Source organism: Actinoplanes subtropicus, assembly GCF_000721705.1.
GTDB lineage: Bacteria > Actinomycetota > Actinomycetes > Mycobacteriales > Micromonosporaceae > Actinoplanes > Actinoplanes subtropicus.
Window position 1 is genome coordinate 168990 of record NZ_JOJL01000011.1, and the last position, 23332, is coordinate 192321.

General features: G+C 71.5%; 20 protein-coding genes. 9 read left to right on the forward strand and 11 right to left on the reverse strand.

Annotated elements, in window-relative coordinates; translation table 11 throughout:
- Positions 1–143: 143 nt before the first annotated feature.
- A complete protein-coding gene (locus IH26_RS0117230; RefSeq protein WP_084598876.1) occupies positions 144–1577 on the forward strand; it encodes an IS110 family RNA-guided transposase in 1434 nt (477 codons plus the stop codon).
- A gap of 21 nt (positions 1578–1598) precedes the next feature.
- Here the strand turns inward: IH26_RS0117230 and IH26_RS0117235 are convergent, their stop codons facing one another.
- Positions 1599–2552 carry an acetylxylan esterase gene (locus tag IH26_RS0117235; protein ID WP_030437223.1) on the reverse strand — a complete coding sequence of 318 codons (954 nt, stop codon included), beginning with the start codon at positions 2550–2552 and terminating at the stop codon, positions 1599–1601.
- A gap of 222 nt (positions 2553–2774) precedes the next feature.
- Between IH26_RS0117235 and IH26_RS0117240 the strand changes: the two genes are divergently transcribed.
- From IH26_RS0117240 to IH26_RS62105, 4 genes are all read left to right on the forward strand, one after another.
- On the forward strand, positions 2775–4523 hold the full coding sequence (locus IH26_RS0117240; RefSeq protein WP_051808222.1) for an alpha/beta hydrolase: 1749 nt from the start codon (positions 2775–2777) through the stop codon (positions 4521–4523).
- Between the two features lie 116 nt (positions 4524–4639).
- Entirely contained in the window at positions 4640–4765 is a 126-nt protein-coding gene (locus tag IH26_RS63905) for a hypothetical protein (protein WP_281179748.1), read from the forward strand.
- 96 nt (positions 4766–4861) lie between these two features.
- The gene (locus tag IH26_RS0117250) at positions 4862–5575 is read left to right on the forward strand and encodes an RNA polymerase sigma factor (protein ID WP_211268664.1); all 714 of its coding nucleotides are present in this window, start codon (positions 4862–4864) and stop codon (positions 5573–5575) included.
- Positions 5576–5745: 170 nt separating this feature from the next.
- Entirely contained in the window at positions 5746–5928 is a 183-nt protein-coding gene (locus tag IH26_RS62105) for a hypothetical protein (protein ID WP_030437226.1), read from the forward strand.
- Here the strand turns inward: IH26_RS62105 and IH26_RS0117265 are convergent.
- Complete coding sequence (locus IH26_RS0117265; protein WP_030437227.1) at positions 5916–7382, reverse strand: leucine-rich repeat protein; 1467 nt, start codon at positions 7380–7382, stop codon at positions 5916–5918. The genes IH26_RS62105 and IH26_RS0117265 overlap by 13 nt on opposite strands.
- Positions 7383–7517: 135 nt before the next feature.
- On the opposite strand from IH26_RS0117265, the gene IH26_RS63910 reads away from it, so the two are divergent.
- Complete coding sequence (locus IH26_RS63910; protein ID WP_030437228.1) at positions 7518–10850, forward strand: AfsR/SARP family transcriptional regulator; 3333 nt, start codon at positions 7518–7520, stop codon at positions 10848–10850.
- Here the strand turns inward: IH26_RS63910 and IH26_RS0117275 are convergent.
- Both IH26_RS0117275 and IH26_RS0117280 read right to left on the reverse strand, forming a co-directional pair.
- Positions 10832–11659 carry an ABC transporter permease gene (locus IH26_RS0117275; RefSeq protein ID WP_030437229.1) on the reverse strand — a complete coding sequence of 276 codons (828 nt, stop codon included), beginning with the start codon at positions 11657–11659 and terminating at the stop codon, positions 10832–10834. The genes IH26_RS63910 and IH26_RS0117275 overlap by 19 nt on opposite strands.
- Positions 11656–12645: a daunorubicin resistance protein DrrA family ABC transporter ATP-binding protein gene (locus IH26_RS0117280; protein WP_030437230.1), complete on the reverse strand. Its 990-nt coding sequence runs from the start codon at positions 12643–12645 to the stop codon at positions 11656–11658. The genes IH26_RS0117275 and IH26_RS0117280 overlap by 4 nt, the downstream gene beginning before the upstream one ends.
- A gap of 1198 nt (positions 12646–13843) precedes the next feature.
- On the opposite strand from IH26_RS0117280, the gene IH26_RS0117290 reads away from it, so the two are divergent.
- From IH26_RS0117290 to IH26_RS0117300, 3 genes are all read left to right on the forward strand, one after another.
- The gene (locus tag IH26_RS0117290; RefSeq protein WP_030437231.1) at positions 13844–14749 is read left to right on the forward strand and encodes an NADP-dependent oxidoreductase; all 906 of its coding nucleotides are present in this window, start codon (positions 13844–13846) and stop codon (positions 14747–14749) included.
- Positions 14750–14833: 84 nt separating this feature from the next.
- Positions 14834–15895, forward strand: a complete 1062-nt coding sequence (locus IH26_RS0117295; protein WP_030437232.1) for an alkene reductase — start codon at positions 14834–14836, stop codon at positions 15893–15895.
- Between the two features lie 11 nt (positions 15896–15906).
- On the forward strand, positions 15907–16386 hold the full coding sequence (locus IH26_RS0117300) for a MarR family winged helix-turn-helix transcriptional regulator (protein ID WP_030437233.1): 480 nt from the start codon (positions 15907–15909) through the stop codon (positions 16384–16386).
- 241 nt (positions 16387–16627) lie between these two features.
- Here IH26_RS0117300 and IH26_RS0117305 read toward each other — a convergent pair whose 3' ends face one another.
- The 7 genes from IH26_RS0117305 to IH26_RS0117345 all read right to left on the reverse strand — a co-directional run bounded on the left by IH26_RS0117305 (position 16628) and on the right by IH26_RS0117345 (position 23315).
- Entirely contained in the window at positions 16628–17203 is a 576-nt protein-coding gene (locus IH26_RS0117305) for a DUF6245 family protein (protein ID WP_157437230.1), read from the reverse strand.
- A 65-nt stretch (positions 17204–17268) separates the two neighbouring features.
- A complete protein-coding gene (locus IH26_RS53645) occupies positions 17269–17991 on the reverse strand; it encodes a hypothetical protein (RefSeq protein ID WP_051808223.1) in 723 nt (240 codons plus the stop codon).
- A complete protein-coding gene (locus tag IH26_RS0117325; RefSeq protein WP_030437235.1) occupies positions 17988–18869 on the reverse strand; it encodes a hypothetical protein in 882 nt (293 codons plus the stop codon). The genes IH26_RS53645 and IH26_RS0117325 overlap by 4 nt, the downstream gene beginning before the upstream one ends.
- Positions 18791–19900, reverse strand: coding sequence for a hypothetical protein (locus IH26_RS59800; RefSeq protein WP_051808224.1), 1110 nt, complete (start codon positions 19898–19900; stop codon positions 18791–18793). The genes IH26_RS0117325 and IH26_RS59800 overlap by 79 nt, the downstream gene beginning before the upstream one ends.
- Positions 19897–20667, reverse strand: coding sequence for a TnsA-like heteromeric transposase endonuclease subunit (locus IH26_RS0117335; RefSeq protein ID WP_211268665.1), 771 nt, complete (start codon positions 20665–20667; stop codon positions 19897–19899). The genes IH26_RS59800 and IH26_RS0117335 overlap by 4 nt, the downstream gene beginning before the upstream one ends.
- A gap of 583 nt (positions 20668–21250) precedes the next feature.
- Positions 21251–21985, reverse strand: coding sequence for a type 1 glutamine amidotransferase (locus tag IH26_RS0117340; protein WP_030437238.1), 735 nt, complete (start codon positions 21983–21985; stop codon positions 21251–21253).
- Positions 21963–23315, reverse strand: a complete 1353-nt coding sequence (locus IH26_RS0117345) for a glutamine synthetase family protein (protein ID WP_030437239.1) — start codon at positions 23313–23315, stop codon at positions 21963–21965. Before IH26_RS0117345 ends, IH26_RS0117340 begins: the two co-directional genes overlap by 23 nt.
- Between the last annotated feature and the right edge of the window lie 17 nt (positions 23316–23332).

Genomic DNA, 23332 nt, shown 5'->3' on the forward strand with positions numbered 1-23332 from the left:
TGAGAGGCCGGGCCCGGTTGCAGCACATGAGTGGGAGCCGTCGTCAGGCTGCTCTGCCTCCTTGGGACCGTGGCTGTGTGCGGTGTTGACCCGCGCGGGCGGCCGGGGCGTGTGGATGGGGTGCTGAGCTGGGGAGGCGGTAAGTGCAGCGCAGGCTGGTAGGGATTGATCTGGGGATCGCGTCGGCGCACACGGTCCGGGTGCGTGATGAGGCCGGGCGGGAGGTGTGCCGGCGCCGGTGCGAGCCGACGGTGGAGAGTCTGAGCGTGGTCGAGCAGGCGGCGTTGGCTGGTGCGCAGGCGGGGACGCGGTTGGAGGTGGTGATCGAGCCGACCGGGCCGGCGTGGTTGCCGATCGCGGTGTTTTTCACCGCGCGGGGGCATCTGGTGTTCCGGGTCTCGAGTGCGAAGGCGGCGGATCTGCGCCGGTTTTTGTCCCGGCATGCGAAGTCCAACGGGATCGACGCGGACACCCTGGCGAGGTTGCCGTTGATCGATCCGGACGGGCTACGGCCGCTGGAGCTGCCGGACGCGGCCGCGGCGGCGCTGGACCGGCGGGTCCGGGCGTGTGACCGGCTGACCATGGCCGCGTCCGAGCACAAGGTGCGGATCAAGGACTTGGTCCGGCAGGTGCTGCCGTGCACCCCGCTGACCGGGGATCTGGGCAAGGCCGATCTGGCGGTGCTGGAACGCTACGCCGACCCGCGGGCGCTGCTGCGGCTCGGCCGGGCCCGGCTGACCACGCTGATCGGCAAGGCGTCCAACAACCACCAAGGCGCGGCGCGGGCCGAGCAGTGGCTGGCCGCCGCCCGGGCTGCGGTCGAGCTTTACGGCGAGCATCCAGCGGTCGCGTTCGCCGACCTGGCCGCGGAGATCGCGACCGAGGTGCGGCTGCTACGCGCTATCGACACCGAGCTGGCCGCGCACGCGGCCGAGCGGGAGTCCTGCTACCGGTGGGTCGACCCGCTGCAACTGGCCCGTAGCCTGCCCGGCCTGGCCGAGGTCGGCGGGCCGGCGATGACCGCGGTGATCGGTGACGCCGCCCGGTTCCCGAGCGCGGCGCACTTCAAGTCCTACCTCGGGCTCGCACCCCGGGCGTCGGAGACCGGGGACACCGACCGCAAGGGCCAGCCGATGTCCAAGGCCGGTCCCCGGCTCGCCCGAGCCACCCTGGTCCGGGCCGCGGACTGGGCCCGCAAACAAGACCCCCAGCTCGCCCGGATCTACCACCAGCAGATGGCCGAACGCGGCGCGCAACACCTCAAGGCCAGCTGCGTGGTCGCCGCCCGGCTCGCCGAACGGCTCTGGACCGTGATGCGCCGCCGCATGCCGTATGTCATCTGCGACATCGACGGCACCCCGGTCACACCCGAGCAGGCGAAACAACTCATCGCGCAGCAGTGGACCGTGACCGAGGACATCCGGCGCAGGCGACGCAGCAGTAAACACAGGGCGGGGAAGGCCCCTCAGCAAGCCCTCACGGGACATGACAAAGACGCTCGAAGCGTAACGAGGCGACCTTCCCCACGCCGATCCTCCGCGACGCCGCCGCGCAACGTCAAGCAACCAGCCCCTTGACAACCGATCCCCGATAGGGAATCAGCCGAAGAGCTGGCGCAGCCAGCGCAGGCTCTCCGGGGGCTGGAAGGTGGCCCCGCCCTCGTGCCCGTTGTACGGCCAGACCAGCAACTCGGTCGGGCCGGGGCGGTGGTTGAACGCGGCGTACACCGTCGACGGCGGGCAGATCGCGTCCATCAGGCCGACCGTGTAGAGGGCCGGGCAGCGGCCGCGGGCGGCGAAGTTGACGCCGTCGAAGTAGCTCAGCGTGTCGAAGATCTGTTCGACCTTGTCCCGGTTGGTCGCGCAGAGGTCGGCGATCTCCCGGTACGGGTAGGCGTCGGAGATCTCGGTGGCCCGCCGGAAGTAGGTCAGGAACGGCACGTCGACGATCGCGCCGGCGATGTCGTGGCGCAGGCCCGCCACCGCCTGGGCGATGCCGCCGCCCTGCGAGCCGCCGGCCATCACGATCCGGGAGCGGTCCACCTCGGGACGGGTCGCGGCGGCGTCGACGGCCCGGACCGCGTCGGTGAACAGGCGCCGGTAGTAGTACTGCATCGGGTCGAGGACGCCGCGGGTGATCAGGCCCACGTGCTGCGGGCCGACGCCGGGCAGGTCGGGGGTGTCGCCGTCGCCCTGGCCGCGCGAGTCCATCACCAGCACGGCGTACCCGGCGGCCGGCCAGAGCAGCCACTCGTGCGGGCGGCCGCGGCCCCCGCCGTACCCGATGAACTGCACGATGGTCGGCAGGGGACCGGTGAGCTGGCGGGGGACCAGGAACCAGGCGGCCACCCGCTGGCCGCCGGAGCCGGTGAAGCGCACGTCGTAGATGGCGACGCCGGGCAGCATCGCGTCGTACGGCTCGAAGGTGGGCGCCAGGTCGTAGCCGGCCGCCTCCTCGATGGTCTTGCGCCAGAACTCGTCGAAATCCGCCGGCTCCGGCACGTCGGGCCGGTAGGTCGCGAGGTCGGCCGGGGAAAGATCGAACTGCGCCATCAAGGCCTCGCATTCCTGTCCACGCCGGTGCGGTGGGGGCGGCGACTCGCCGACGAGCGTAGGAGAAGTGCTTCGGCGAATCAACACCCGCCGGGCAAAATTGTTCGTGAAATTGTCGACGAAATGGCGAGCGACATTGATGCATCGAGATGTGTTGCATTCCTTTCCTACTATCCCGAATGCGGCGACGAAGCCGCGTCCGACCGACGGAAGGAATCGTGCATGCCACGTCTCGGCAGAACCGTGCTGGTGACCGGAGTGGTCGCCGGCGTGCTCATCGCCGGGGCCGCGGCGCCGGCCGCGGCCGCCACCGCCGCCAAGAGCGATCAGACGTCCGCGCAGGAGCGCAAGCGGGTCGACAGTGTGCCCACGCCGAGACTCGGCTGGTACGACTGCTACGACATCGCCCAGTGCGCGATCACTCAGCTCCCGCTCGACTACGACAACCCCAAGGGCCCGAAGACCGACGTCGCGCTGGTGCGGATCAAGGCCAAGGACCAGAAGCACAAGATCGGCAGCCTGTTCCTCAACCCGGGCGGCCCGGGCGGGTCCGGTGTGGACATCGCGCTGTTCGCGCCGAACTTCCTCGACAAGTCGCTGCTCGACCGGTTCGACATCATCGGTTTCGACCCGCGCGGCATCGCCAGCAGCACCCAGATCAGGTGCTTCAAGACGGTCAAGGACCAGACCCCGGTGCTGCGGGACCTGAATGTCGCGTTCCCGTGGGGCAGGACCGAGGAGCAGAAGTACGTCGGCGCGGCCAAGCGGCTCGGCCAGGCGTGCTCGACCACGGGCAAGCCGCTCTCCGGCTCGATGTCGACCGCCGAGGTGGTCCGGGACATGGACGTCCTGCGCCGCGCGGTCGGCGACAAGAAGCTGAGCTACCTCGGCTTCAGCTACGGCACCGCGATCGGCCAGTACTACGCGAACATGTTCCCGGACCGGTTCCGGGCGATCGTGGTCGACGGCGTGCTCGACCCGGAGCACTGGGTCGGCACCAAGGCGACCGCGAACCAGGAGCAGGACGAGCGGTTGCGATCGGCCGACGGCGCCTACCGGGCGCTGCGGGAGATCCTCAAGCGCTGCGACGCGGCGGGGGAGAAGTACTGCGCGTTCGCGGCCGGCGACACGGTGGCCAACTTCGACACGATCGCCCGGAAGCTGCGCCAGAAGCCGCTGGTGGTCACCAACGAGAACGGCACCTACACGATCACGTACGCGGACTTCGTCGCCACCATCCTCGGCGACCTGTACAACGTGGGCGCCGGCGACTTCGTCACCCAGGACTCGCAGTTCATCTGGACGCTGCTCACCTCGAGCAGCCCGGCGGCGCTGGCCAAGGCGAAGGCCGGCGTGATCGACCGGATCCGGCGGGCCCGGGCGAAGAAGCCGGCCCGGGACTTCCCGTACGACAACAGCGTGGAGACCTTCACGGGCGTGGACTGCACCGACGCGCTGCACCCGCGGGACGCGGGCCAGTGGCCGGCGCTGATGGCGAAGGCCGACCAGCGGGCGCCGTACTTCGGCCGGGCGTGGGGCTGGGCGACCGCGCCCTGCGCGCGGAACACCTGGACCGTACGGGACGAGGACGCGTACACCGGGCCGTGGAACCGTAGGACCGCCGCACCGGTGCTGATCGTCGGCACCAAGTGGGACCCGGCAACCAACTACGACGACGCGGTGGCGGCCTCGAAGCTGCTGCCGAACAGCCGGCTGCTGTCGAACACGAACTGGGGGCACACCTCGTACGGCACGTCCGACTGCGCCAGCAACGCGATCGACACCTACCTGCTGACCGTCGCCCTGCCGGCCAAGGGGACCCTCTGCGAGGGCGCCTACCAGCCGTTCCTCGAGCCGCTGCCGGACGGCTCCGGGCTGCGGGCGTCGTCGGTGCACGCAACCGCCGCGCAGAACCACACCGCGCCGGTGGCCCGCCCGCCGCTGCCGTCCACGCTCGACGGCACCCGGTGACAACCGATCGGAAGTGAAAGCGCGGCGCCTGGAGACGGGCGCCGCGTTTTCGGTAATGACGACGGCCACCGATACGTCGTCCAGGGTGACCCCGTCCCCCAGGGAAGGCCGATTTCATGTCCCCTCGACGTCCGCCGGCCGCCGTCAGCTGCTCGTCGGCGCCGGCCGGTCCGTTCACCGCGGTCGGCGGCGCCCTGCTGATCCGCCTGCGCAGCCGCCACCGGGGCGGCCATCGCGCCTGACGAGCTGCGACTTTCATCACGCGATCGGCTCTCCGGGCAGGGAGCCGATAGCCGTGTCCCCCGGCGGTGCCCGATCATGGGTCGACGCCGGGCGGGGTGACCGGGCCCCGAGCCGAGGAGTTGGCCGAACGAATGCGCGGCACCGAGGCGCTCCTGCCGGTCGAGCGGGTGACGGCCGCCCAGCGCGGTGATCGCGAGGCGTTGCAGCGGCTGATCAGCGATCACCTGGCGATGCTGTACAACGTCGCCGGGCGGGCGCTCGGCGGGCACGCGGACGTCGACGACGTGGTGCAGGAAACGCTGCTGCGGGTGGTGGAGAACATCGGGCCGGTACGGGACCCGGCCCGATTCTCCGGCTGGATCCTCGCGATCCTGCACCGCCAGGTCGCCGACCGGATGCGCCGCCGGCACGCCTCGATCGCCCGGCTCAGCCCGCTGGACGCCGCCCGGGAGGTCGCCGACCCGGACGCCGACTTTGCCAAGGCGACCATCCTCCGGCTCGGGCTGTCCGGGCAGCGGCGCCAGGTCGTGGCGGCCGTCCGCTGGCTCGATCCCGCCGACCGGTTCGTGCTCTCGCTGTGGTGGCTGGGGATCGCCCGGACCCGGGCGGCGCCGGATCCGACCCGGACCGCCACCGCCCCCGCCCCGGTGGTCCGCTACGGCAGCGTGGTGGACAGCGTCGACGCCGCGCCGCCGGCCGGCCGCAAGCCGGGCAGACTGCCGGTCCGGCCCGAGGGCACGCTGACCGTGACGGCCGGCGTGGACGAGGATCCGCGCCCCGACGTCGTCTCGCTGATCCGCCGCGGGTAGTACGCGACCTACCGGGGCCGCGGCTACCTGCGGGTCGATTGGCAGGTCGCCTACACCCAGCGGGTCGGCCCCATCGCGATGCCGGCCTGGACCGGGCTGACCGGCAAGCTGTTCCACGTCGCCTCCGGCGGCGGCCGGCGCCTCGACGACCCGATCCCGGGCGCCTCTACGTGCACATCGTCGACCGGGCGAGCATCGACGCCGACCTGCGCGCCGCGCCGGTGCCGGGCGGGCTGCCGATCCGGTACGGGCTGGTCCGCGACCCCGGAACCGACGCGTGCCCGGTCCCGCAGTACGCCACCCGCGCGAACGCCGACCCGCTCACCGTCCCCCAGCGGAGTCACCTGGACTGAACCGGCAGCGACGGGTTGCCGGCGGGCACGAATCCGGACCAGGCGCCGGTGTGGTAGATCGTGGCGTGGTCGGTGCCGGCGAACACGTCCGCCTTCTGCGCCGGGGGACGGGCGCCGAAGACGATCTGCCGAAGCGCCGGGTTGCCGCGCAGCGCCCGCGCATCGAGTTCGGCGGCCCGGGGCAGGTAGACCGAGCGCAGCACCGGGTTGTCGGTCACCGCGTCGTCGCGCAGGGTCGACAGGCTCGGCGCGTACAGCCAGCGGAGGTTGCCGAACCGGCTGATCGCGCTCTTGTCGACGGTGACCATGGCGGGCAGGCGCAGCCCGGTCAGCAGCCCGTTGAGGCTGTTGATGCCCATGTACCGCAGCTTCGGGAAGTTGACCGAGAGCAGGGCGCCGCTGTCGTTGAGCCCGTTGCGGCCCAGGCGGGTCAGCTGCGGCGCGGTGAAGTACTTCAGGCTGGAGGCGTCGTCGAACCCGTAGTCGTCGATCGTCGTGGCCCGGGGCAGCACGACCTTGGTCAGCCCCTGGTTGCGGCGGAAGGCGTCGTGCGCGATCGTCCGGACGCTGGGCAGGTAGAGGACGCTCAGCTTGGCGTGTGGGGCGTGCCCGAAACCCATCACCCCGACCGTACGGACCGAGCGCAGGCTGACGTCGGCGAAGTTGTGGTTGCTGAAGGCCCCGTCCGGGACCGCGGTCAGGTCGTCCAGGATCAGGTGCCGGACCCAGGTGTCCCACCAGCCGTTGAACCACAGGTACGGGAACAGGCCGCCGCGCGCGGTCTGCCCGGCGCAGGCCAGCCCGGAGTCCGGGGTGCACTCCCGGCCGCCCTGGATGGTGCGCAGGTTGTAGACGTACAGCCGGGACAGGTTCGGCAGCGCCAGGTCCCGGCCCGCGGTCTGCAGGGCGCTCAGGTCCGCGTCGGCGAGCGCGGTCCCGCCGGTCAGGTACAGCGCGATGCCGCTCGCCGAGGCCAGCTTCCCCTTCCGGGCGGCCAGCCGGTCTTTGAGCGCGTGGGTGGTCACGTCGTACTGGAAGGCGTAGGTGCCGGCCGCCAGCGGCTGGTCGCCCGGCCTGGAGATCCGGGAGACATAGCTCTCGGTACGCCGGAGATCCGGGTCGCTCGCGAAGATCGGGTCCGGTCCCGGGTCGGCGGCCGGATCGGCCAGGACGGCGTTCGCCGCGTACGGATTCCCCGCCCGGCTCGACGGCCGCGCCGTGGCCGACGGGGAGGGTGACGGTGCGGAGGACGCCGTCACCGTGGGTGACGACGCCGGCGGGCTGCCGGTCGCCCAGGAGGCGGCGGCGGTCGGGGACGGCGAGCCCGTGTGGGACGAATTGCGCAGTGCGCCGAACGCGATCCCGCCCAGACCCGCCGCCACGAGCACGACCGCGCCGCCGATGACGGCGGCACGACGATGAGGTGAGGCCATGTTCGAGAAGACGCCGCGCACCGCGGCAGATTACCGAAACAAGATCGAGGGGAACAGCCCAGGTTCCTAGGAAGCTCGACGGCCTGTGACGGCGCTGAGCGGGCACCGGGCCGGGCCGGGTTGGGCGGCCGGGCCGTGGCGCGAGAGGATCGGCGTGTGGTGGGGCACGGGGAGACGGCGGGGCGGATGCGGGTCCGGGTGCTGAGCGCCTTCGAGGTGACTCGCGGTGACGCCGCCGTGCCGGTGCCCGGGGCCCGCGCCCGCGGCCTGCTGGTCCGGCTGGCGCTGGCCGGCGGCGCCCCGGTCGAGGCCGGCGCGCTGGTCGACGCCCTCTGGCCGGAGGAGCGCCCGGCCGACCCGGCCAACGCGCTGCAGTCGCTGGTCTCCCGGCTGCGCAAGATGCTGGGCGCGGCCGGCGCGGTGACCCCGACCGAGGGCGGCGGCTACCGGCTCGACGTGACCGCCGACGACGTGGATGCGCTGCGCTTCGAACGGCTGGCCGCCGAGGGCCGGGCCCGGCTGCGCGCCGGCGACCCGGGCGCGGCCGCCGACGGCCGCGACTCGCTGCGGGCCGGCGACCTAGCTGCGGCCGCCGAGCTACTGCGAGCGGCGGCGGCCTGCTGGGCCGGCCAGCCGGGCGGCGAGCCGGCCGTGGTCGCCGCCGTCGCGCCGGCCGTCGCCACCCGGCTCGCCCAGGCGCGGGCCGAGACCGAGGCCGACCTGGGCGAGGCCGAGCTGGCCCTGGGCCGGCCCGCCGTGGCCGCGACCGTGCTGTCCGCGTTGCTCGCCGAAAGCCCGGTGGACGAGCGCGCGGCCGGCCTGCTGATGGACGCGCTCGCCGCGCAGGGCCGGCAGGCCGAGGCCCTGGCGCTGTTCGAGCGGGTCCGGGAGGCGCTGGCCGACCGGCTCGGCGTCGACCCGGGTGTCGCGCTGCGCGAGCGGCACCTGCGCATCCTGCGTACGCCGGAGCCCGGCCCGACGCCCGCCGAGCCGGCGCCGGCCCCGGTCAAGAGCAACCTGCCCGCGGCCGTCACCAGCTTCGTCGGCCGGGACGACGACCTGGCCCGGATCGACACGCTGCTGGCCGGCGGGCGGCTGGTCACCGTGCTCGGGCCGGGCGGGGCCGGCAAGACCCGGCTCGCGCTGGAGGCGGCCCGGCGGCGCCGGCACGAGTTCCGCGACGGCGTCTGGCTGGTCGACCTCGCCGCGGTCACCGAGCCCGCCAAGGTCAGCGGGGCGGTGCTGGCCGCGATCGGGTTGCGCGGCGCCGCGATGTTCGAGGCCTCCGGCAAGCTCCGGGTCGAGGGCGACGACCTCGACGTGCTGGTCGACGAGCTCAACGGCCGGGAGAACCTGCTGCTGGTGGACAACTGCGAGCACCTGATCGACGCGGTCGCGCATCTGATCGCGGCGCTGCTGCCGCGCTGCTCCGAGCTGCGGGTGCTGGCCACCAGCCGGGAGCCGCTGGCCGTCGACGGGGAGGCGCTGGTGCCGCTCGGGCCGCTGACCGTGCCCGAGCCCGAGGACGACGTGACCGAGGCGAGGCGTACGGCGTCGGTCCGGTTGTTCACCGAGCGGGCCGCGGCGGTCCGGCCCGGTTTCGACGTCGAGCCGGAGACGCTGGGCGACATCGTCCGGGTGGTGCGGGGGCTGGACGGCATGCCGCTGGCCCTGGAGCTGGCCGCCGCCCGGCTGCGGACGTTGTCGCTGGCCGAGCTGGCAGCCGGGCTCTCCGACCGGTTCCGGCTGCTCACCACCGGCAGCCGGACGGCGTATCCGCGGCACCGGACGCTGCGAGCGGTGATCGCCTGGAGCTGGGATCTGCTGGGGGAGGACGAGCGTACGGTCGCCGAATGGGTCTCGGTCCTGCCCGGCGGTGTCACGGAGGCCTCGGCCACCGCGCTCTGCGCCGGGCGGGTGCCGGCGGCCGAGGTCCCGGAGCTGCTGGCCGCGCTGGTCGACAAGTCGCTGCTGCAGCTGGGCGCGGAGGCGGGCCGCTACCGGATGCTGGAAACCCTTCGGGAGTACGGGATCGAGCGCCTCGCCGAGCAGGGCACGTTGCGGACCGCCCGGGATCTCGCGGCCGGTTACCTGGCCGGGCTGGTCGCCGAGCTCGACCCGCGGCTGCGTGGCTCGGGTCAGCTGGTCGCGCTCGCCGAGCTGAGCGCCGAGTACGACAACGCGCTGGCCGCCCTGCGGCACCTGATCGAGACCGGTGAGGGCGACGCCGCCGTGGGCCTGGGCTTGAATCTCGGCTGGTACTGGCAGATGTTCGGCCGGCACGCCGAGGCCGCGTCCTGGCTGGAGGAGGCCCTGGCGCTGCCCGGTGAGCCGTCGCTGGACCGGGACTGCGCCGAGGCGATCATGCTGCTGAACCAGATCAGTTTCCGCGGCTCGGCGATGGACGAGGTGAACAGGGCCCGCGAGGCCGAGCTGCGGGCGCTGGCCGACCGGCTGAGCGGGTATCCGGACCTGGTCGGTATGCCGGCCGCGCTGGCCGCGATGACGCTGGTCTTCCTGGACCGGTTCGACGACGCGCTGGCGATCATCGACCGGCTGGTCGGCGGGGCGGACTTGTGGGCGACCGGTCTGGCCCGGCTGTTCCGGGCCCAGTTCGCCGAGAACAACGGCGACGTCGGCCAGTTGCGGGTGGATGTGGAGGGCGCGCTGGCGGTGTTCGGCCGGGTCGGCGATCGCTGGGGGCTGGCGACCGCGCTGCCGATGCGCGCCATGCTGCGGCAGTACGACGGCGACCTGGACGGCGCGCTCGCCGACCTGCGCCGGGCCCGGTCGCTGGCCCGGGAGTTCGGGCAGCTCAGCCTCAGCGACGAGATCTTCATCGACCTGCGCTGGGTCGACCTGTACATGCGGCGGGGCGAGACCGAGGCGGCGATCGAGATGCTCGCCGGGACCCGGGACCGGGCGGCGCGCGCCGGCTCGCCCGAGATGATCATCCTGGTGGACGCGCTGGAGGGCGGGCTGTGGCTGCGGATCGGCGATCTGGACCGGGCCCGGGAGCTGGTCGAGGTGGCCGAGGCGGGGCTGGCGGCCGGGCTGCCGTTCGCCGGTGATCACGGGACGGCGCTGATCGGCGGCGTCCGGGCGATGTTGTGCATCAAGCTCAAGGACGCCGACGGGGCGGCAGTGGCGTTGGAGCGGGCGTACGCGGCGGCGCTGGAGAGCAAGGACATGCCGATCCTGTCGATGGTCGCGGTGACCGCCGCCGCGCTGGCCGAGCTGCGTGGCCGGCCCCGCGAGGTGGCGCTGCTGCTCGGTGCGGCGTCCCGGCTGCGCGGCACGCACGACCGGACCGATCCGCAGGCGAACGAACTCGCCCAGCGCGGCCGGGAGGCGCTGGGCGAGGACGGTTTCGCCGAGGCGTACGACATCGGTTGGCAGTTGGAACCGCAATCGGCCTCGGCCCGGGTGGACCCGGCCCGGCTGCGCCAGGAGGCTTTGCCGGCGCCGGATCAGGCCCGCCGGGCGTAGGCCCGGAGCGCGAGCGGCACGAAGATCACCAGCAGGGCGGCCATCCAGACCACGGTCCAGAGCAGGTGACCGGCGACCGGGCCGCCGACCAGCAGGCCGCGGATCGTGCCGACCAGCGGGGTGATCGGGTTGACGTGCACGAAGGCCTGCAGCCAGCCGGGCAGCGTGCTGGTCTGTACGAACACGTTGCTGCCGAAGGACAGCGGGAAGACCAGCAGGAACATCACGCCCTGCACGGCGCCGGAGGTGCGCACCAGCATGCCGACCCAGACCGAGATCCAGCAGAAGCACAGGCCGAAGCCGATGGACAGCGCGACCGCGGCGACGGCCGGCAGGAAGCCGGTCTCCACCCGGAAGCCCATCACCATGCCGAAGCCGAGCATCACCACGCACACCGTCAGGTAGCGGACGACGTCGGCGGCGACCGCGCCGACCAGCGGTGCCGAGCGGGCCACCGGCAGCGACCGGAACCGGTCGAAGACGCCCTTCTCGATGTCGGCGTTGAGGTTCTGGCCGAGCGCGATGCCGCCCATCGCGAGCGACTGGGCGAGCATGCCGGGCAGCAGGAACTGCAGGTAGCCGTGCCGGTCGCCGCCGGAGATGGCGCCGCCGAGCAGGTAGGTGAACAGGAGCAGGAAGATCACCGGCTGCAGCGTCACGTCGATCAGCGCCTCCGGGGTGCGGATCGTCTTGATCAGACTTCGCCGGGCCAGCGCGACGCTGTGCCTCGCCAGCGCCGCCAGCGCGCCGCCGCGCGGCTTGTCGATGTCGCCGACGATGTTGCGAACGGGTACGTCAAGGGTCGTCATACGAGCTCAGCCTCCTTGGCCGGGGTGTCGTCGGTGTGGTCGCCGGTGAGGGCGTGGAAGACCTCGTCGAGGCTGGGCAGCTGCAGCCCGAGGTCGACGACCTCGATGCCGGCCCGGCGCAGCGCCGGCAGCGCCTCGTCGAGGGCGGTGTCCCCGGTGACGGGCACTAGGACGGCGCCGGGGCGGGCGCCGGCCGTCGCGTCGGCCGAGGCGTTGGTGCCGGGGGCGGCCACCCGGTCCAGCACGGCGAGGGTGTCCGGCACCCGGGCCGGGTCGGCCGGGCGCACCCGCAGGGTCAGGCCGCCGACGCGGCGCTTGAGCCCGTCCGGGGTGTCGTGCGCGATCACCCGGCCCTTGTTGATCACCACGATCTCGTCGGCGAGGGCGTCCGCCTCCTCCAGGTACTGGGTGGTGAGCAGCACGCTGGCGCCCTGGGTGACCTGGGTGCGCACGACGCCCCACATGTCCTCGCGCTTGGCCGGGTCGAGGCCGGTGGTCGGCTCGTCCAGGAAGATCACCTCAGGGTGGCCGACCAGGCTCGCGGCCAGGTCGAGCCGGCGCCGCATGCCGCCGGAGTAGGTCTTGGCCGGCCGCCCGGCCGCGTCGGCGAGGTCGAACCACTCCAGCAGTTCGGCGGCGCGCTTCCTGGCGTCCTTGGTGGTCAGGTCGAGCAGCTGGCCGATCAGCACCAGGTTCTGGGTACCGGTCAGGTCCTCGTCGACGCTGGCGTACTGGCCGGTGAGCCCGATCCGCCGCCGGACCCGCTGCGGCTCCTTGAGCACGTCGATGCCGGCCACCTCCGCGTGGCCGGCGTCCGGGCGCAGCAGCGTGGCGAGCACCCGCACCGCCGTGGTCTTCCCGGCGCCGTTGGGCCCGAGCACGCCGAGCACGGTGCCGCGGCGCATCGACAGGTCCACCCCGTCCAGCGCCTGCGTCGTCTTGAATCGCTTGCGGAGCCCTTCGGCCCGCACCACTAGATCTGTCATGGGAAGGAGCATGGACAGTGGCGCTGACAGACCGCGCACACGACGCTGATACGCCGCTGACAGCGCTTCGGCGGCCGGCAAATTCCAGATCAACTTCCGGTTCCCGTACGAGGATCGGCCAAGTCCCCGCCTACCAAGGCGATCTCGCTGCCGTCCCGGCCCCGTGCCGCCACCATCCGGGCTGAGACTGCAACTCGGGCGGGCCGGCCTGAGCGACACCCGAGCACGCTGCCGCCGCTCACGGCCGCGACCCCGGCCGCCAACCCAGCCGCTCGGTGCGATCCCAGGTCAGCCCCACCTACCCCGCGCCGCGCAGCCCCGAAACGGCCGGCACGGCTTTGCTCTGCGCACCCATACGCACCTACCCCGCGCCGGGGCAGCTCCGAAACGGCCGGCACGGCTTTGCTCTGCGCACCCATACGCACCTAAATCGAATAGCCGTTCGATTTAGGTGCGTCCTTGTGCGCAGAGCAAAGCGCCCACCCGGTGTGACTTTCAGCCGTAGTTGTCACCTTTCGGAGATACTTGTCACCGCAGGTTGATTCGGCTTGCGACTGGCGGTGAGCAGAAGCACGGTAGTTGTCGCCTTGGCAGGCTTGTTGTCACCTGCGCGATCAGGAGCCGATGGGATTGCGACCCCGGCAATAGATGGGTTCCCCGACTTTCTTGGCGGCTGCGGATCGACAGCAGTGTCGATCGTTTGGGCCCTCGCGTGCCGCGTCGCAGGCGAGGGCCGTAGATCGCGCTGCAGGTAGCTGGCCTGCCTTCTATCCACCGCTGTAGCGAGGAGCCGGCCGTGGACGAATGCGACGATCAACGCCCACGGTTCGACTGGATGCTCGAACCGACGGCGGTGAGCCAGGACCGTGCCCCGCGAGGGCCTGCACCGCATTACCCCGCGGGCTGGCCTCCGCGACTGGGCCGGTCAGGAGGTCCGGGTCGAGGCTGTGAGCGTGGTGGATACCGCGGCGGTGTAGCCAGCTCACGTGCTCACCGCTAACCCCAGCGCAGCCCAGCGGCGCGCGGTCGAGATCGGCCCGTGCAGCTCAGCGGCGGTACGGCGGGTGCAACGCCCGGACGCCTTGGCCACCGGCACAGCGAGGAGCGCCACACCCCAAATAGTTGGCTAGCCACACATCTGACGCTACGTTATGTGTCTAGCCACATAACTGCTGTCGTCGAAGGCTGAGGAGTCATCATGAAAGCCATCCAGTTCGACCGTTTCGGCGGTCCGGAGGTGCTGCACGAGGCGGACATCGAGGTCCCGCGGCCCGGCCCAGGCCAGGTCCGGGTCCGGGTGAAGGCGGCCGGGCTGAACGCGGTGGACGGCAAGATCCGCTCCGGGATGATGGAGGCTGTCCGCCCGACGGCCCTGCCCGCCGTCCCCGGTGGCGAGCTCGCCGGTGTGGTCGACGCCCTGGGTGAGGGCGTGCTCGAGGTGCAGGTCGGCGATGAGGTGCTGGGCTGGTCGGACACCGGCTCGTACGCCCAATACGCGCTGGCCACCACCGTGGCCGTCAAGCCCGCCGACCTCGACTGGCAGCACGCGGCCGCGCTGCCGGTCGCCAGCGAGACGGCCGAGCGTGTCCTGAACCTGCTAGGCGTCGCCGCCGGGGAGACCGTGCTGATGCACGGCGCGTCCGGAGCGGTCGGCACGGTGGCGATCCAGCTCGCCACGGCCCGCGGAGCACGCGTGATCGCCACCGCGGGCGCCGCCAACCAGGACTACCTCACCGCGCTCGGCGCCACCGCGACCCTTTACGGCGAGGGCCTGGTCGAGCGCGTGCAGGCGCTGGCCCCCGACGGCGTGGACGCGGTGTTCGACCTGGCCGGGAAGGGAGCCCTGGAGGACTCCATCGCCCTGCGGGGCGGTACCGAGCGGATCGTCACCATCGCCGACTTCGGCGCACGGCAGCTGGGTATCACCTTCTCCCAGGGGTCCCCGCAACGCTCGGCGGTCCGGCTGGCCGCTGTGGCCCAGGACGCCGCGACCGGCAAGCTCGTCACCACCGTCACCGCCTACCCGCTCGACCAGGCGGCCACCGCCCAGCAGGTCAGCGACGCCGGGCACGTGCGGGGCAAGCTCGTCCTGACCGTCGACTGAGCAGCCCTGCCCACCGCCTCCCCACTACCACCTGCTGCCCTTTGGCGGTGGCCGGCCCGGTCACCGCCCTATGGAAGGACCCTCATGCTGGAATCCCTGTGGACGCCGACCACTCTGGGCGGCATATCTCTGCCGCACCGCCTGGTCATGGCCCCCATGACCCGTGACCGCTCCACACCAGAAGGCGTACCGACCGAGCTGAACGCCGAGTACTACGCCCAGCGGGCCTCGCACGCGCTCATCATCACCGAGGGAACCCAGCCGTCGGCCGATGGCCAGGGCTACCTCCTGACCCCCGGCATCCACAATGACGACCAGATCGCCGGATGGCGCAAGATCACCGACGCCGTGCACTCAGCCGACGGCCGGATCGTCATCCAGCTCATGCACACCGGACGCATCGCACACCCCGACAACACCCCCCACGGGCGCCAGCCGGTCGCCCCATCAGCGATCCAGCCGCAGGGCGTGATGTTCACCGCCACTGAACCCCAACAGATGCCGACCCCCCGCGCGCTGTCGGCGCAGGAGGTCGCGGAGACCGTCGACGACTTCCGCCGCGCCGCGGCGGCCGCCGTCGAGGCAGGCGCAGACGGCGTGGAGATCCACGGCGCCAACGGCTACCTGGTGCACCAGTTCCTGTCCGACAACACCAATCAGCGCACCGATGGCTATGGCGGCTCGATCGAGGGTCGCATCCGCTTCGCCGTCGAGGTCGCCGCCGCGGTGGCTGGCGAGATCGGCGCCGGCCGCACCGGCCTGCGTATTTCCCCTGGAAACCCCTACAACGACATCGCCGAGTCCGACACCGCGCAGCTGTATCCGGCTCTCCTGGACGCCCTGCGCCCCCTGGACCTGGCCTACCTTCACGTGATGCACACGGGTGACGAGGCACTGCTGAACCACCTGCGCGCGCTGTGGCCCAGCACGCTGATCCTCAACCGGGCCGGGACCGACCTGCCCGTCCGCGCCAAGGACATCGAGAACGGCACGGCCGATCTCGTCTCTGTCGGCGCCCTCTCGCTCGCCAACCCGGATCTGGTCGAGCGGCTACGCTCGGACGCGCCGCTCAACACCCCCGATCCAGCGACCTTCTACGGCGGCGGAGTGGCCGGCTACACCGACTACCCCACCCACACCGCCTGAGGAACCTCACCATGCCCGTCCCCACACCCCGCATCCCCACCACAGCCGGCGACGGGCCGGTGAGTTACGCGATCTTCCAGCTCGCCCGCGCCCACCGCGGTTACGCCGCCGCCATGCTCCGCGAGATGGACCTGCACCCCGGACAGGAACTACTGCTGATGCACCTGCTCGACCGGGACGCTCAAACCCAATCCGAACTGCTCGAAAGCGTCGGCCTGGACCACTCCACCGTCTCCAAGTCCCTGCGCCGCATGCAGGACGCCGGTCTGATCGTCCGCGAGCCGGCCCCACACGACCGGCGGGTCCTGGTCGTCCGCCTCACCGACAAAGGCCGCGCCATGCGCGAGCCCTTGGCGACCATGTGGCGGGCCCTGGAGGAGGTCTCCGTGCGGAACCTGTCGGCACAGCGGGCAGAGTCCTTCCTCGACACCGCCTGCGCCATAACCGACGCGATCAACAACCGCTCGTCCTCCGCAGACCGGTCCCGGTAACGCAGCCGAAGCCTGCGGAAGTGTCGGGAGCCACCGCCGACCCTCCGCACACGTCAGGCGGACAAGGGACCGCGCCAACCGGCGTGCTTCGGCGGCGCTGGTGACAAGCAGCGCGCCCAAACGATGACAACTACCGTGCCTTGACGCGGCCAGAAGCCCAGGTCAGCTGGCGCCAGCGGTCACAACTATCGTACTTCGGCACAGGCGTTTTGAGACCCCGGGTGGCCATCCGCTGGGCTGATTAGAGATCCACGGAAGCCAGCAGATCCAGCAGTAGATCGGTGTTGCTGATCGCCGCCTGCAGTGTCTTTCGTGCTTCACGGAGCTTGCCGCCGTGGGCGGCGAGCGTGGCGACGTCGCCGGCCGCGACGGCTCCGTGGGTTGCTGCGGCAACGGCGAGGAGGGTCTGTAGTCCTTCGGCGGCCTGTCCGGCGGCCAGTGGGATGGGATCGGTCCGGCTTTCCTGAGCTATCGCCGGCAGCGGCGCGCAGGCTTTGCGTACTTGCCATCGGATGAGTTCGGCGCGCGCTGCGGGGTCGGCGGCGACGTCTGCGGCGCTCAGCAGCTTTTGCCAGACGGTGTAACGGGCTTCTCGGCTCAAGGGCAGGCTGTCGGCGGTCATCGCTTCGGATTGTGCTGCGCCGAGCAACGCGCTCGAGAGCCATGCCTGGTAGGCGTTCACGCCGCCGAGTTCCTCGATCGCGGCGGCTTGCTCGGCTGCTCCGTGCGGAACGTCGTCGAGGCCGAGTGCGTGCAGCGCCGCGAGGAGACGCTGTGCGGGAGGCTCCGTTCCATCTGCTCTGCCAGCCAGTTCCATGGGGGCAACGTATCGATGAACGGCCACCAGGTGTGGTAGCCACGCCTTCCGGTCTTCTGGTGGGTTCAGCGGAACCGGTCGACGGTGACGGGGATCATTCCCTGCTGCCGCATCTGCGTGGTCAGGCCGCGCAGCAGAACGCCGATCGCTTCGTCATGGTGTCCCACCAGATCACAGGTCACGTCCAAGCTCCAGGCGGCGCCTGCGGCGACACGGCGCAGATCCCAGCGGAAGGTGTCGCCGGAGACCTGGCGGCGGACCGCGCCGAGGACGCGGATCTCGGGATCCGCGAGGTCGCCGAGGACGGGCATTTGCCATGCCTCGCTGAGTGCCGCGAGACCGTCCGGGCTCAACTCGTCGGCGAACAGGATCCGGTAGATGCGCGTTTCGCGGAATCCGGGCGTGGCCTCGGACCCGCTCAACCGCAACGGGGCTGGTGGCTGGTCGGGAGGGGCACCGAAGCATGCCCGCAGGGCGGTCTCGTCCGGCAGGTCGGTGCCGCAAAGGTCCCGGTAAAGCGCCGCCGCCGTTGTTCGGCCGACGGGCGTCACTCGCTCACGCAGCGCGGCGTCGATGCGTAAACGTCGGCTGGTGGCCGACGCGTCGCGCCAGCGGCCCTCCGACCGGCTCCAGCCGCCACTTACCAGCCCGGCGGAGGAGTAGTCCTCCGCGAGCAGGAACTCTTCGGCCAACAGCCCTTCCAGCTCGCCGGCATGGTCGTGGACCACGTAGTAGTGCAGTGCGGGAGGGGAATCGGCTGTCCGCTGCGCAAGGGAAGTCGTCGTCACACGTCGATTTTCGAGCAGGACGGGGTGCTGCCGTTGTCCGGCTCGCCGGAGGTGCCGTTGTGACAATCCAGGGCTTCGATCGTCCGCTGGACCTGGCGGTTGATGATGTCGCGAAGTTCAGCGTGATGAGCCCAGGGGCGGCGGTGGAATATGTACCACTCAAAGACGAAACTCGTCCGGAAGCGATTGTCGGCTCCGGGCCTGACCGGCGGCAGGATACTGCCGGGTGCGAGCAGGTGCTCGCTGCTGGTCATGACGGTCCAGGCGACCCATGAGGCGAACCGTCGTTTGCGGTCTCCGCAGTCGGGGATGCCGGGCGGCAACGGTCGGGGCCGGTAGCGGTCTGCGACCAAGGCTCGCCAGTCATCGGGTGGGATGGACCAGTCGGCCAGCTGCCGCCGGCGGTTGCCGTAGTCGATCAGATCGGTGGTGACGTCGAGTTCGTCGGCGAGGTTGTTGAGTGCAGCGGTGAACGCCTGGGCGTTCGTGCTGTTCTTGAACCATTGGTTGAGCAGGGCGAAGGTGCCCCTGGCCATGCCGTCAGATAGTCCGAGGAGGTGGCCGGCTTGGGCATAGGTGCCGCCTTCGACCATGAGGACCAGGCGGATAGCGGCGGCGCGGCGCAGGAGTCGGCTGCCTGCCGGCAGCTGGCCGAAGAAGCGGTCGAACCAGGTGTCGGGTAGCCGTTGTGGAATGTGCCGGTGGTCGAAGTTCGCGCGGCGGGTGGGGAGAAAGCTGTGTATGCGGCTGGCCTTCGGAGACGGCGTGAACCTCAACAGGACAGGCTGCAGGGCCATGGTCAGGCCGGGCGAGACGTAGTGCTGGATCGCGGTGACCCGGCGGAACCAGGCCAGGCCGACGGGCGCGGCATCGACCATGGTGTGCATGTGCCGGGTGGCTGCGTCGGTGTCGTCGAGCGTGAGGAGGTGGTCGGCTGCGGCGTGACGTCCACCGACCGGTCGGACACCAGCGTCAACCGGAACCCGACCAGCGAGTGCGTGTAGACATCCAACGCCAGCGTCAGATGCACCGACACGGGCTCACCGAACACCGTCTCGCGTACCTTCACCGGCAAGATCGTCGTGTCCAGGGCGACGACCTGTCCCGGCCGGTGCACCACCACGTGCCCGCCCGGGGCCGGCAGTTCGGCCGTGCGCAGGTAGCGCTGCCGGGCCCCGCCGGGCCCGAACCACTCCCGCCAGACCAGCCAGAGGGTGCCGTAACTGGGAACCTCCTCCACCGCCTGGTCGCCGAACTTCTCCCGCACGTACTGGTGGATCATCCGCTCCCGGGTCCGCATACTCACCCGCGACCGATGCAGCGTCTCCTGGTGCACCGCGTGGATCGCCTCGCGTACCCGCTCACCGATGCTCGGGTGACCCGACCGATACCGTAACCACCGGTCGTCGGCGCAGCCGAGCGCCCCGAACCGGCGCCGGCGCATCTCCCACCGCAGCAACGTGCGATACCCCACCCGGTCCGGATCCAACGCCGCGAACTCGGCAACCTTGCGCCGCCGACGCTCGGTCACCGTCGTGGCCGCCGGGTCATAACCGGCCCGCGGCTCGCCAAGGGCCGGCCGCTGCGGGTCACCGCCGCGGAACCCCGTCTCCACCTCCAGCAGATGCGCGACGCGCAGCGCGACCCACTCCTGCTGCTGGACGGTCAGATCCCCCGACACCGCCGCCTGGCGCCCCCGACTCGCCGCCGGCACCGCGCTCGTGCGAGTCGACGCTCGGCAGTTCGGGTGCCCAAGCAGGAAACGGAAACTCACCGTCATCCGATCGCCGCCCGCGGACAGGAGCACCACCTGGGCGTGATGCGGCTCGGCCCGCTCGACCAGCCACTCCACGCCGTCCAACACCACCCCAGCCCCGGCCGACAGGTCGAGGACCGGATACCCGCTCACCGCAGCCAGCCCTCAGCCGCACGCACCAGCGTGGCGTCGCCCAGCGCCCGACTCCGATCCATGCCCAGCTGCCGATGCCACAGCAGATGCAGCAGGAGAGCCCGCGCCACCGGCGCAGGGCTCGTCGCCTCCGCGATCATGGCGAACGGCCGCGGGCCGGCCGCCAACGCCGCCCTGATCTGCGCCACCATGCCTAACGGGTCGGTCAGCGGTCGTCGCTGCGCCGACAAGGCGTCCAACGTCGACGCTACCGGCGAGCGCCACCCGGTCACTACCTCGTAGCGCCAGCCCAGCGTCAACGCCACCTCCGCCGTCGCGGCGAACGCCACCAGGTCATCCCGGCCGACCCTGGCCGCTGGTCGGACATCGATCAACCAGCGGTTCGCCCGGGTGAAGGCCAGGAAATCCGGCACGTGCTCCCGCGGCCCGGCGCCGGATACGTAACGAAGCCGCAGCGGCTGCGCCAACACATCCATCAGATCGCCGGCGAAGTCCAGCGCGAGCAGCAGTCGCGCCTCTGCCAACGACTCGAAGCCGTGATGCCGGCCCGTACTCACCAAGAACTGCAGCCCAGGCCGATGCCGCTGACCGCGCCGCCATCCAAACCGGCGAATCGGCTCACATCCCGCCGCCGGCATCGACCCCAGATCCCGTACCGGGCAAACCACCTCGCTACCGGCGTACCGCCACGCCGCCGCCCACCGCCGCGACCAATCAGCCCGACCATCCAGCTGGTCACGTACGCGGTCAAGCCCATCAAGCAGCACGGCCAGTTGATCCCAGCCGCACCTGTCTGACCAGGTACCGGGGCTAACCGGCTCCGTGCCCGCGCATGAGTCAACCCGAGCCCCAGCCGCCATAACTGAATCGAAGCGGACACAAGCCCACGCGTAACCCCCAATGAGCCCTACGGGTGACAACTACCGCCGAAAGCTCGCAGTAGTGACAAATAACCTCGAACAACGGTGACAACTATCGCCGAAACTTCAGTCCCGCCTCGCAGGCCACGGCCATCACCCGGTGACAACTACGGCTGAAGGTCACACCCGGGCATCGGCGCGACTCCCAGAGCCGTCGCGACCAGCAGCAGCGAGTTAGGTGCGTCCTTGTGCGCAGAGCAAAGGGCCCACCCGGGCATCGGCGCGACTCCCAGAGCCGAGTGGCGACCAGCTGCAGCGAGGTCGCGGCCAAACCCGCGGCCGCCGCATTCATCGCCGCCGTGAGCCGCAGCGTTCGCCGCCGTGAGCCGCAGCGTTCGCCGCCGTGAGTCGCAGCGTTCGCCGCCGTGAGTCGCAGCGTTCGCCGTCTTGGGCTGGCGGGGTGACGAGTGGTCGGGGACAGCGTGCCGGCTCAGGGGTGGGCTGCGGCGCACACCCGCAGGAATCCGTCGACGAGGGCGGTTGCCCGGCCGGCGGCCTCGCCCGCGAGGCGCTCGGTGCGGGCGAGCAGCTCAGCCACGTCGACGCCGCGCCGGGCGGCCTCGGCCGTGCCGCCGTTGGCGAGCCAGCCGGCCAGGGACGCGGTGGTCAGCTCCGGGTGGAACTGCAGGGCCAGGTTGCGGCGCAGCACGAATGCCTGTGACGCGGCCGGGTTGCGGGCCAGCTCGGTCGCGCCCGGCGGTAACTGCCAGCGATCGTAGTGCCACTGGAACCATGGGCCGCCCGGCACGGTGCCCTCGTCGTCGGTCTCGATGTCGGCCCAGCCGATCTCGGGGGTGTCGGAGCGGGCCACGCTGCCGCCGTGCGCGGTCGCCAGCAGCTGGCCGCCGAAGCAGATGCCCAGCACCGGCACCCCGGCCGCGTCGGCCTTGCGCAGCTGCTCGATCTCGGGCCGCACCCAGCTGCCGATCAGCTCGTGGTCGTACGCCGACCAGGGCGAGCCGAGCACCACCACCGCGTCGAACTCGGAGAACTCCGGGAACGCGGTGGTGACGCCGGGCGCGTGGAAGCTCTCGGCCGGCACCACCAGGTGGTCGGCCACCTGCCAGCCGAGCGCGGCGAACCGGTCGGCGACCGGCCCGGCCGGTGAGGCGTGGTCGTGATGGACGATCAGCACCCGCCGCTCAGAGGTGGTAGCTGTACTCACGGAACTCCCAGTCGGTCACCCACTGGCCGAAGCGCTCCAGCTCGTTGCGCTTGTACGCCAGGAACGTCGCGATGAACTGCGACCCGAGCAGGCCGGCCAGCTCGGTGTCCGCCTCCAGCGCGGCGATCGCGGCGGGCAGGTCGCCGGGCAGCTTGTCGGCCTTGCTGACGTCGTAGCCGTAGCCCTCCAGCTTGGCCGGCGGCTCCAGCTTGTCGCGGATGCCCAGGTACGCGGCCGCCATCAGGGCCGCGATCGCCAGGTACGGGTTGGCCGACGCGTCGCCCAGCCGCAGCTCGAGGCGGGCCGCCCGGCCGCGCTCAGGCGGGATCCGGACCATCGCGCTGCGGTTGTCCAGCCCCCAGTCGATCAGCCAGGGCGCGAGCGTGTCCGGCCCGAACCGTTTGTACGAGTTGACCGTCGGGTTGAGCAGCGCCGCGATCGCCGGGGCGTGGGCCAGCACGCCGGCGATCGCCGACCGGCCGACCTGGGACAGCCCGTCCTCGCCGCGCGGGTCGTCGAACAGCGCCGCGCCGTCCGGCCCCCAGCAGGAGAAGTGGATGTGGAAGCCGGAGCCGCCCTCGTCGTTGAACGGCTTGGCCATGAAGGTGGCCATCCGGCCCTGGATGCGGGCCAGCTCCTGGATCGCGTTCTTGAACCGGAACGCCCGGTCGGCGGCGTCCAGGGCGTCCGAGTGCCACAGGTTGATCTCGAACTGGCCGGAGGCGAACTCGTGGTTGGCGGCGACCACGTCCAGCCCGAAACCCGCCAGCTGGCGAAGTGCGGACAGCAGAGTGTTCTCCGGGTCGCCCTTGCGGCCGGCGACGTAGACGTTGCCGGTGCCCTCGCCGTACCGTCTCCAGCCGTTCGGCGCGGCCGGGTCCTGCTCCATGACGTAGAACTCGAGCTCGGGCCCGATCATCGGTTTCATGTCCAGGGTGGCGAACCGGTCGATCACCCGGCGCAGCACGGTGCGCGGGCTCTCCTCGCTCGGGGTGCCGTCCGGGTTGTAGAGGTCGGCCAGCACGTGCGCGACGCCCGGCTCCCACGGCACCGGCCGGATCGTCGACAGGTCGGGCACCGCCAGCACGTCGGGCAGGCCCGCGGACAGACCGCCGTCGATGTCCACGACGTCGCCCATCGGGGAGGTACCGTAGATCGAGCGGCAGAACGCGACGCCGTCGCCGGCGGTCCGGGCGAGGTGGCGGACCAGCAGGTCACGGCCCCGTTCGGCACCGATCAGGTCGCTGTACGCGAGGCGTACGACGTCGATGTTCTGCTCGGTGAGCTCCGCCTGCGCGGCCTCCATGGCGTGCGCGTCGACGTGCAGCATGGGCTGACTCCTCGGAA

Excerpts from the sequence above, each read along its gene's own strand:
- IH26_RS0117235 (WP_030437223.1), bottom strand. The coding sequence starts at position 2,552 with ATGGCGCAGTTCGATCTTTCCCCGGCCGACCTCGCGACCTACCGGCCC.
- IH26_RS0117240 (WP_051808222.1), top strand. The coding sequence starts at position 2,775 with ATGCCACGTCTCGGCAGAACCGTGCTGGTGACCGGAGTGGTCGCCGGC.
- IH26_RS63905 (WP_281179748.1), top strand. The coding sequence starts at position 4,640 with ATGTCCCCTCGACGTCCGCCGGCCGCCGTCAGCTGCTCGTCGGCGCCG.
- IH26_RS0117275 (WP_030437229.1), bottom strand. The coding sequence starts at position 11,659 with ATGACGACCCTTGACGTACCCGTTCGCAACATCGTCGGCGACATCGAC.
- IH26_RS0117280 (WP_030437230.1), bottom strand. The coding sequence starts at position 12,645 with ATGACAGATCTAGTGGTGCGGGCCGAAGGGCTCCGCAAGCGATTCAAG.
- IH26_RS0117290 (WP_030437231.1), top strand. The coding sequence starts at position 13,844 with ATGAAAGCCATCCAGTTCGACCGTTTCGGCGGTCCGGAGGTGCTGCAC.
- IH26_RS0117295 (WP_030437232.1), top strand. The coding sequence starts at position 14,834 with ATGCTGGAATCCCTGTGGACGCCGACCACTCTGGGCGGCATATCTCTG.
- IH26_RS0117300 (WP_030437233.1), top strand. The coding sequence starts at position 15,907 with ATGCCCGTCCCCACACCCCGCATCCCCACCACAGCCGGCGACGGGCCG.
- IH26_RS0117305 (WP_157437230.1), bottom strand. The coding sequence starts at position 17,203 with ATGGAACTGGCTGGCAGAGCAGATGGAACGGAGCCTCCCGCACAGCGT.
- IH26_RS0117325 (WP_030437235.1), bottom strand. The coding sequence starts at position 18,869 with ATGGTCGATGCCGCGCCCGTCGGCCTGGCCTGGTTCCGCCGGGTCACC.
- IH26_RS0117345 (WP_030437239.1), bottom strand. The coding sequence starts at position 23,315 with ATGCTGCACGTCGACGCGCACGCCATGGAGGCCGCGCAGGCGGAGCTC.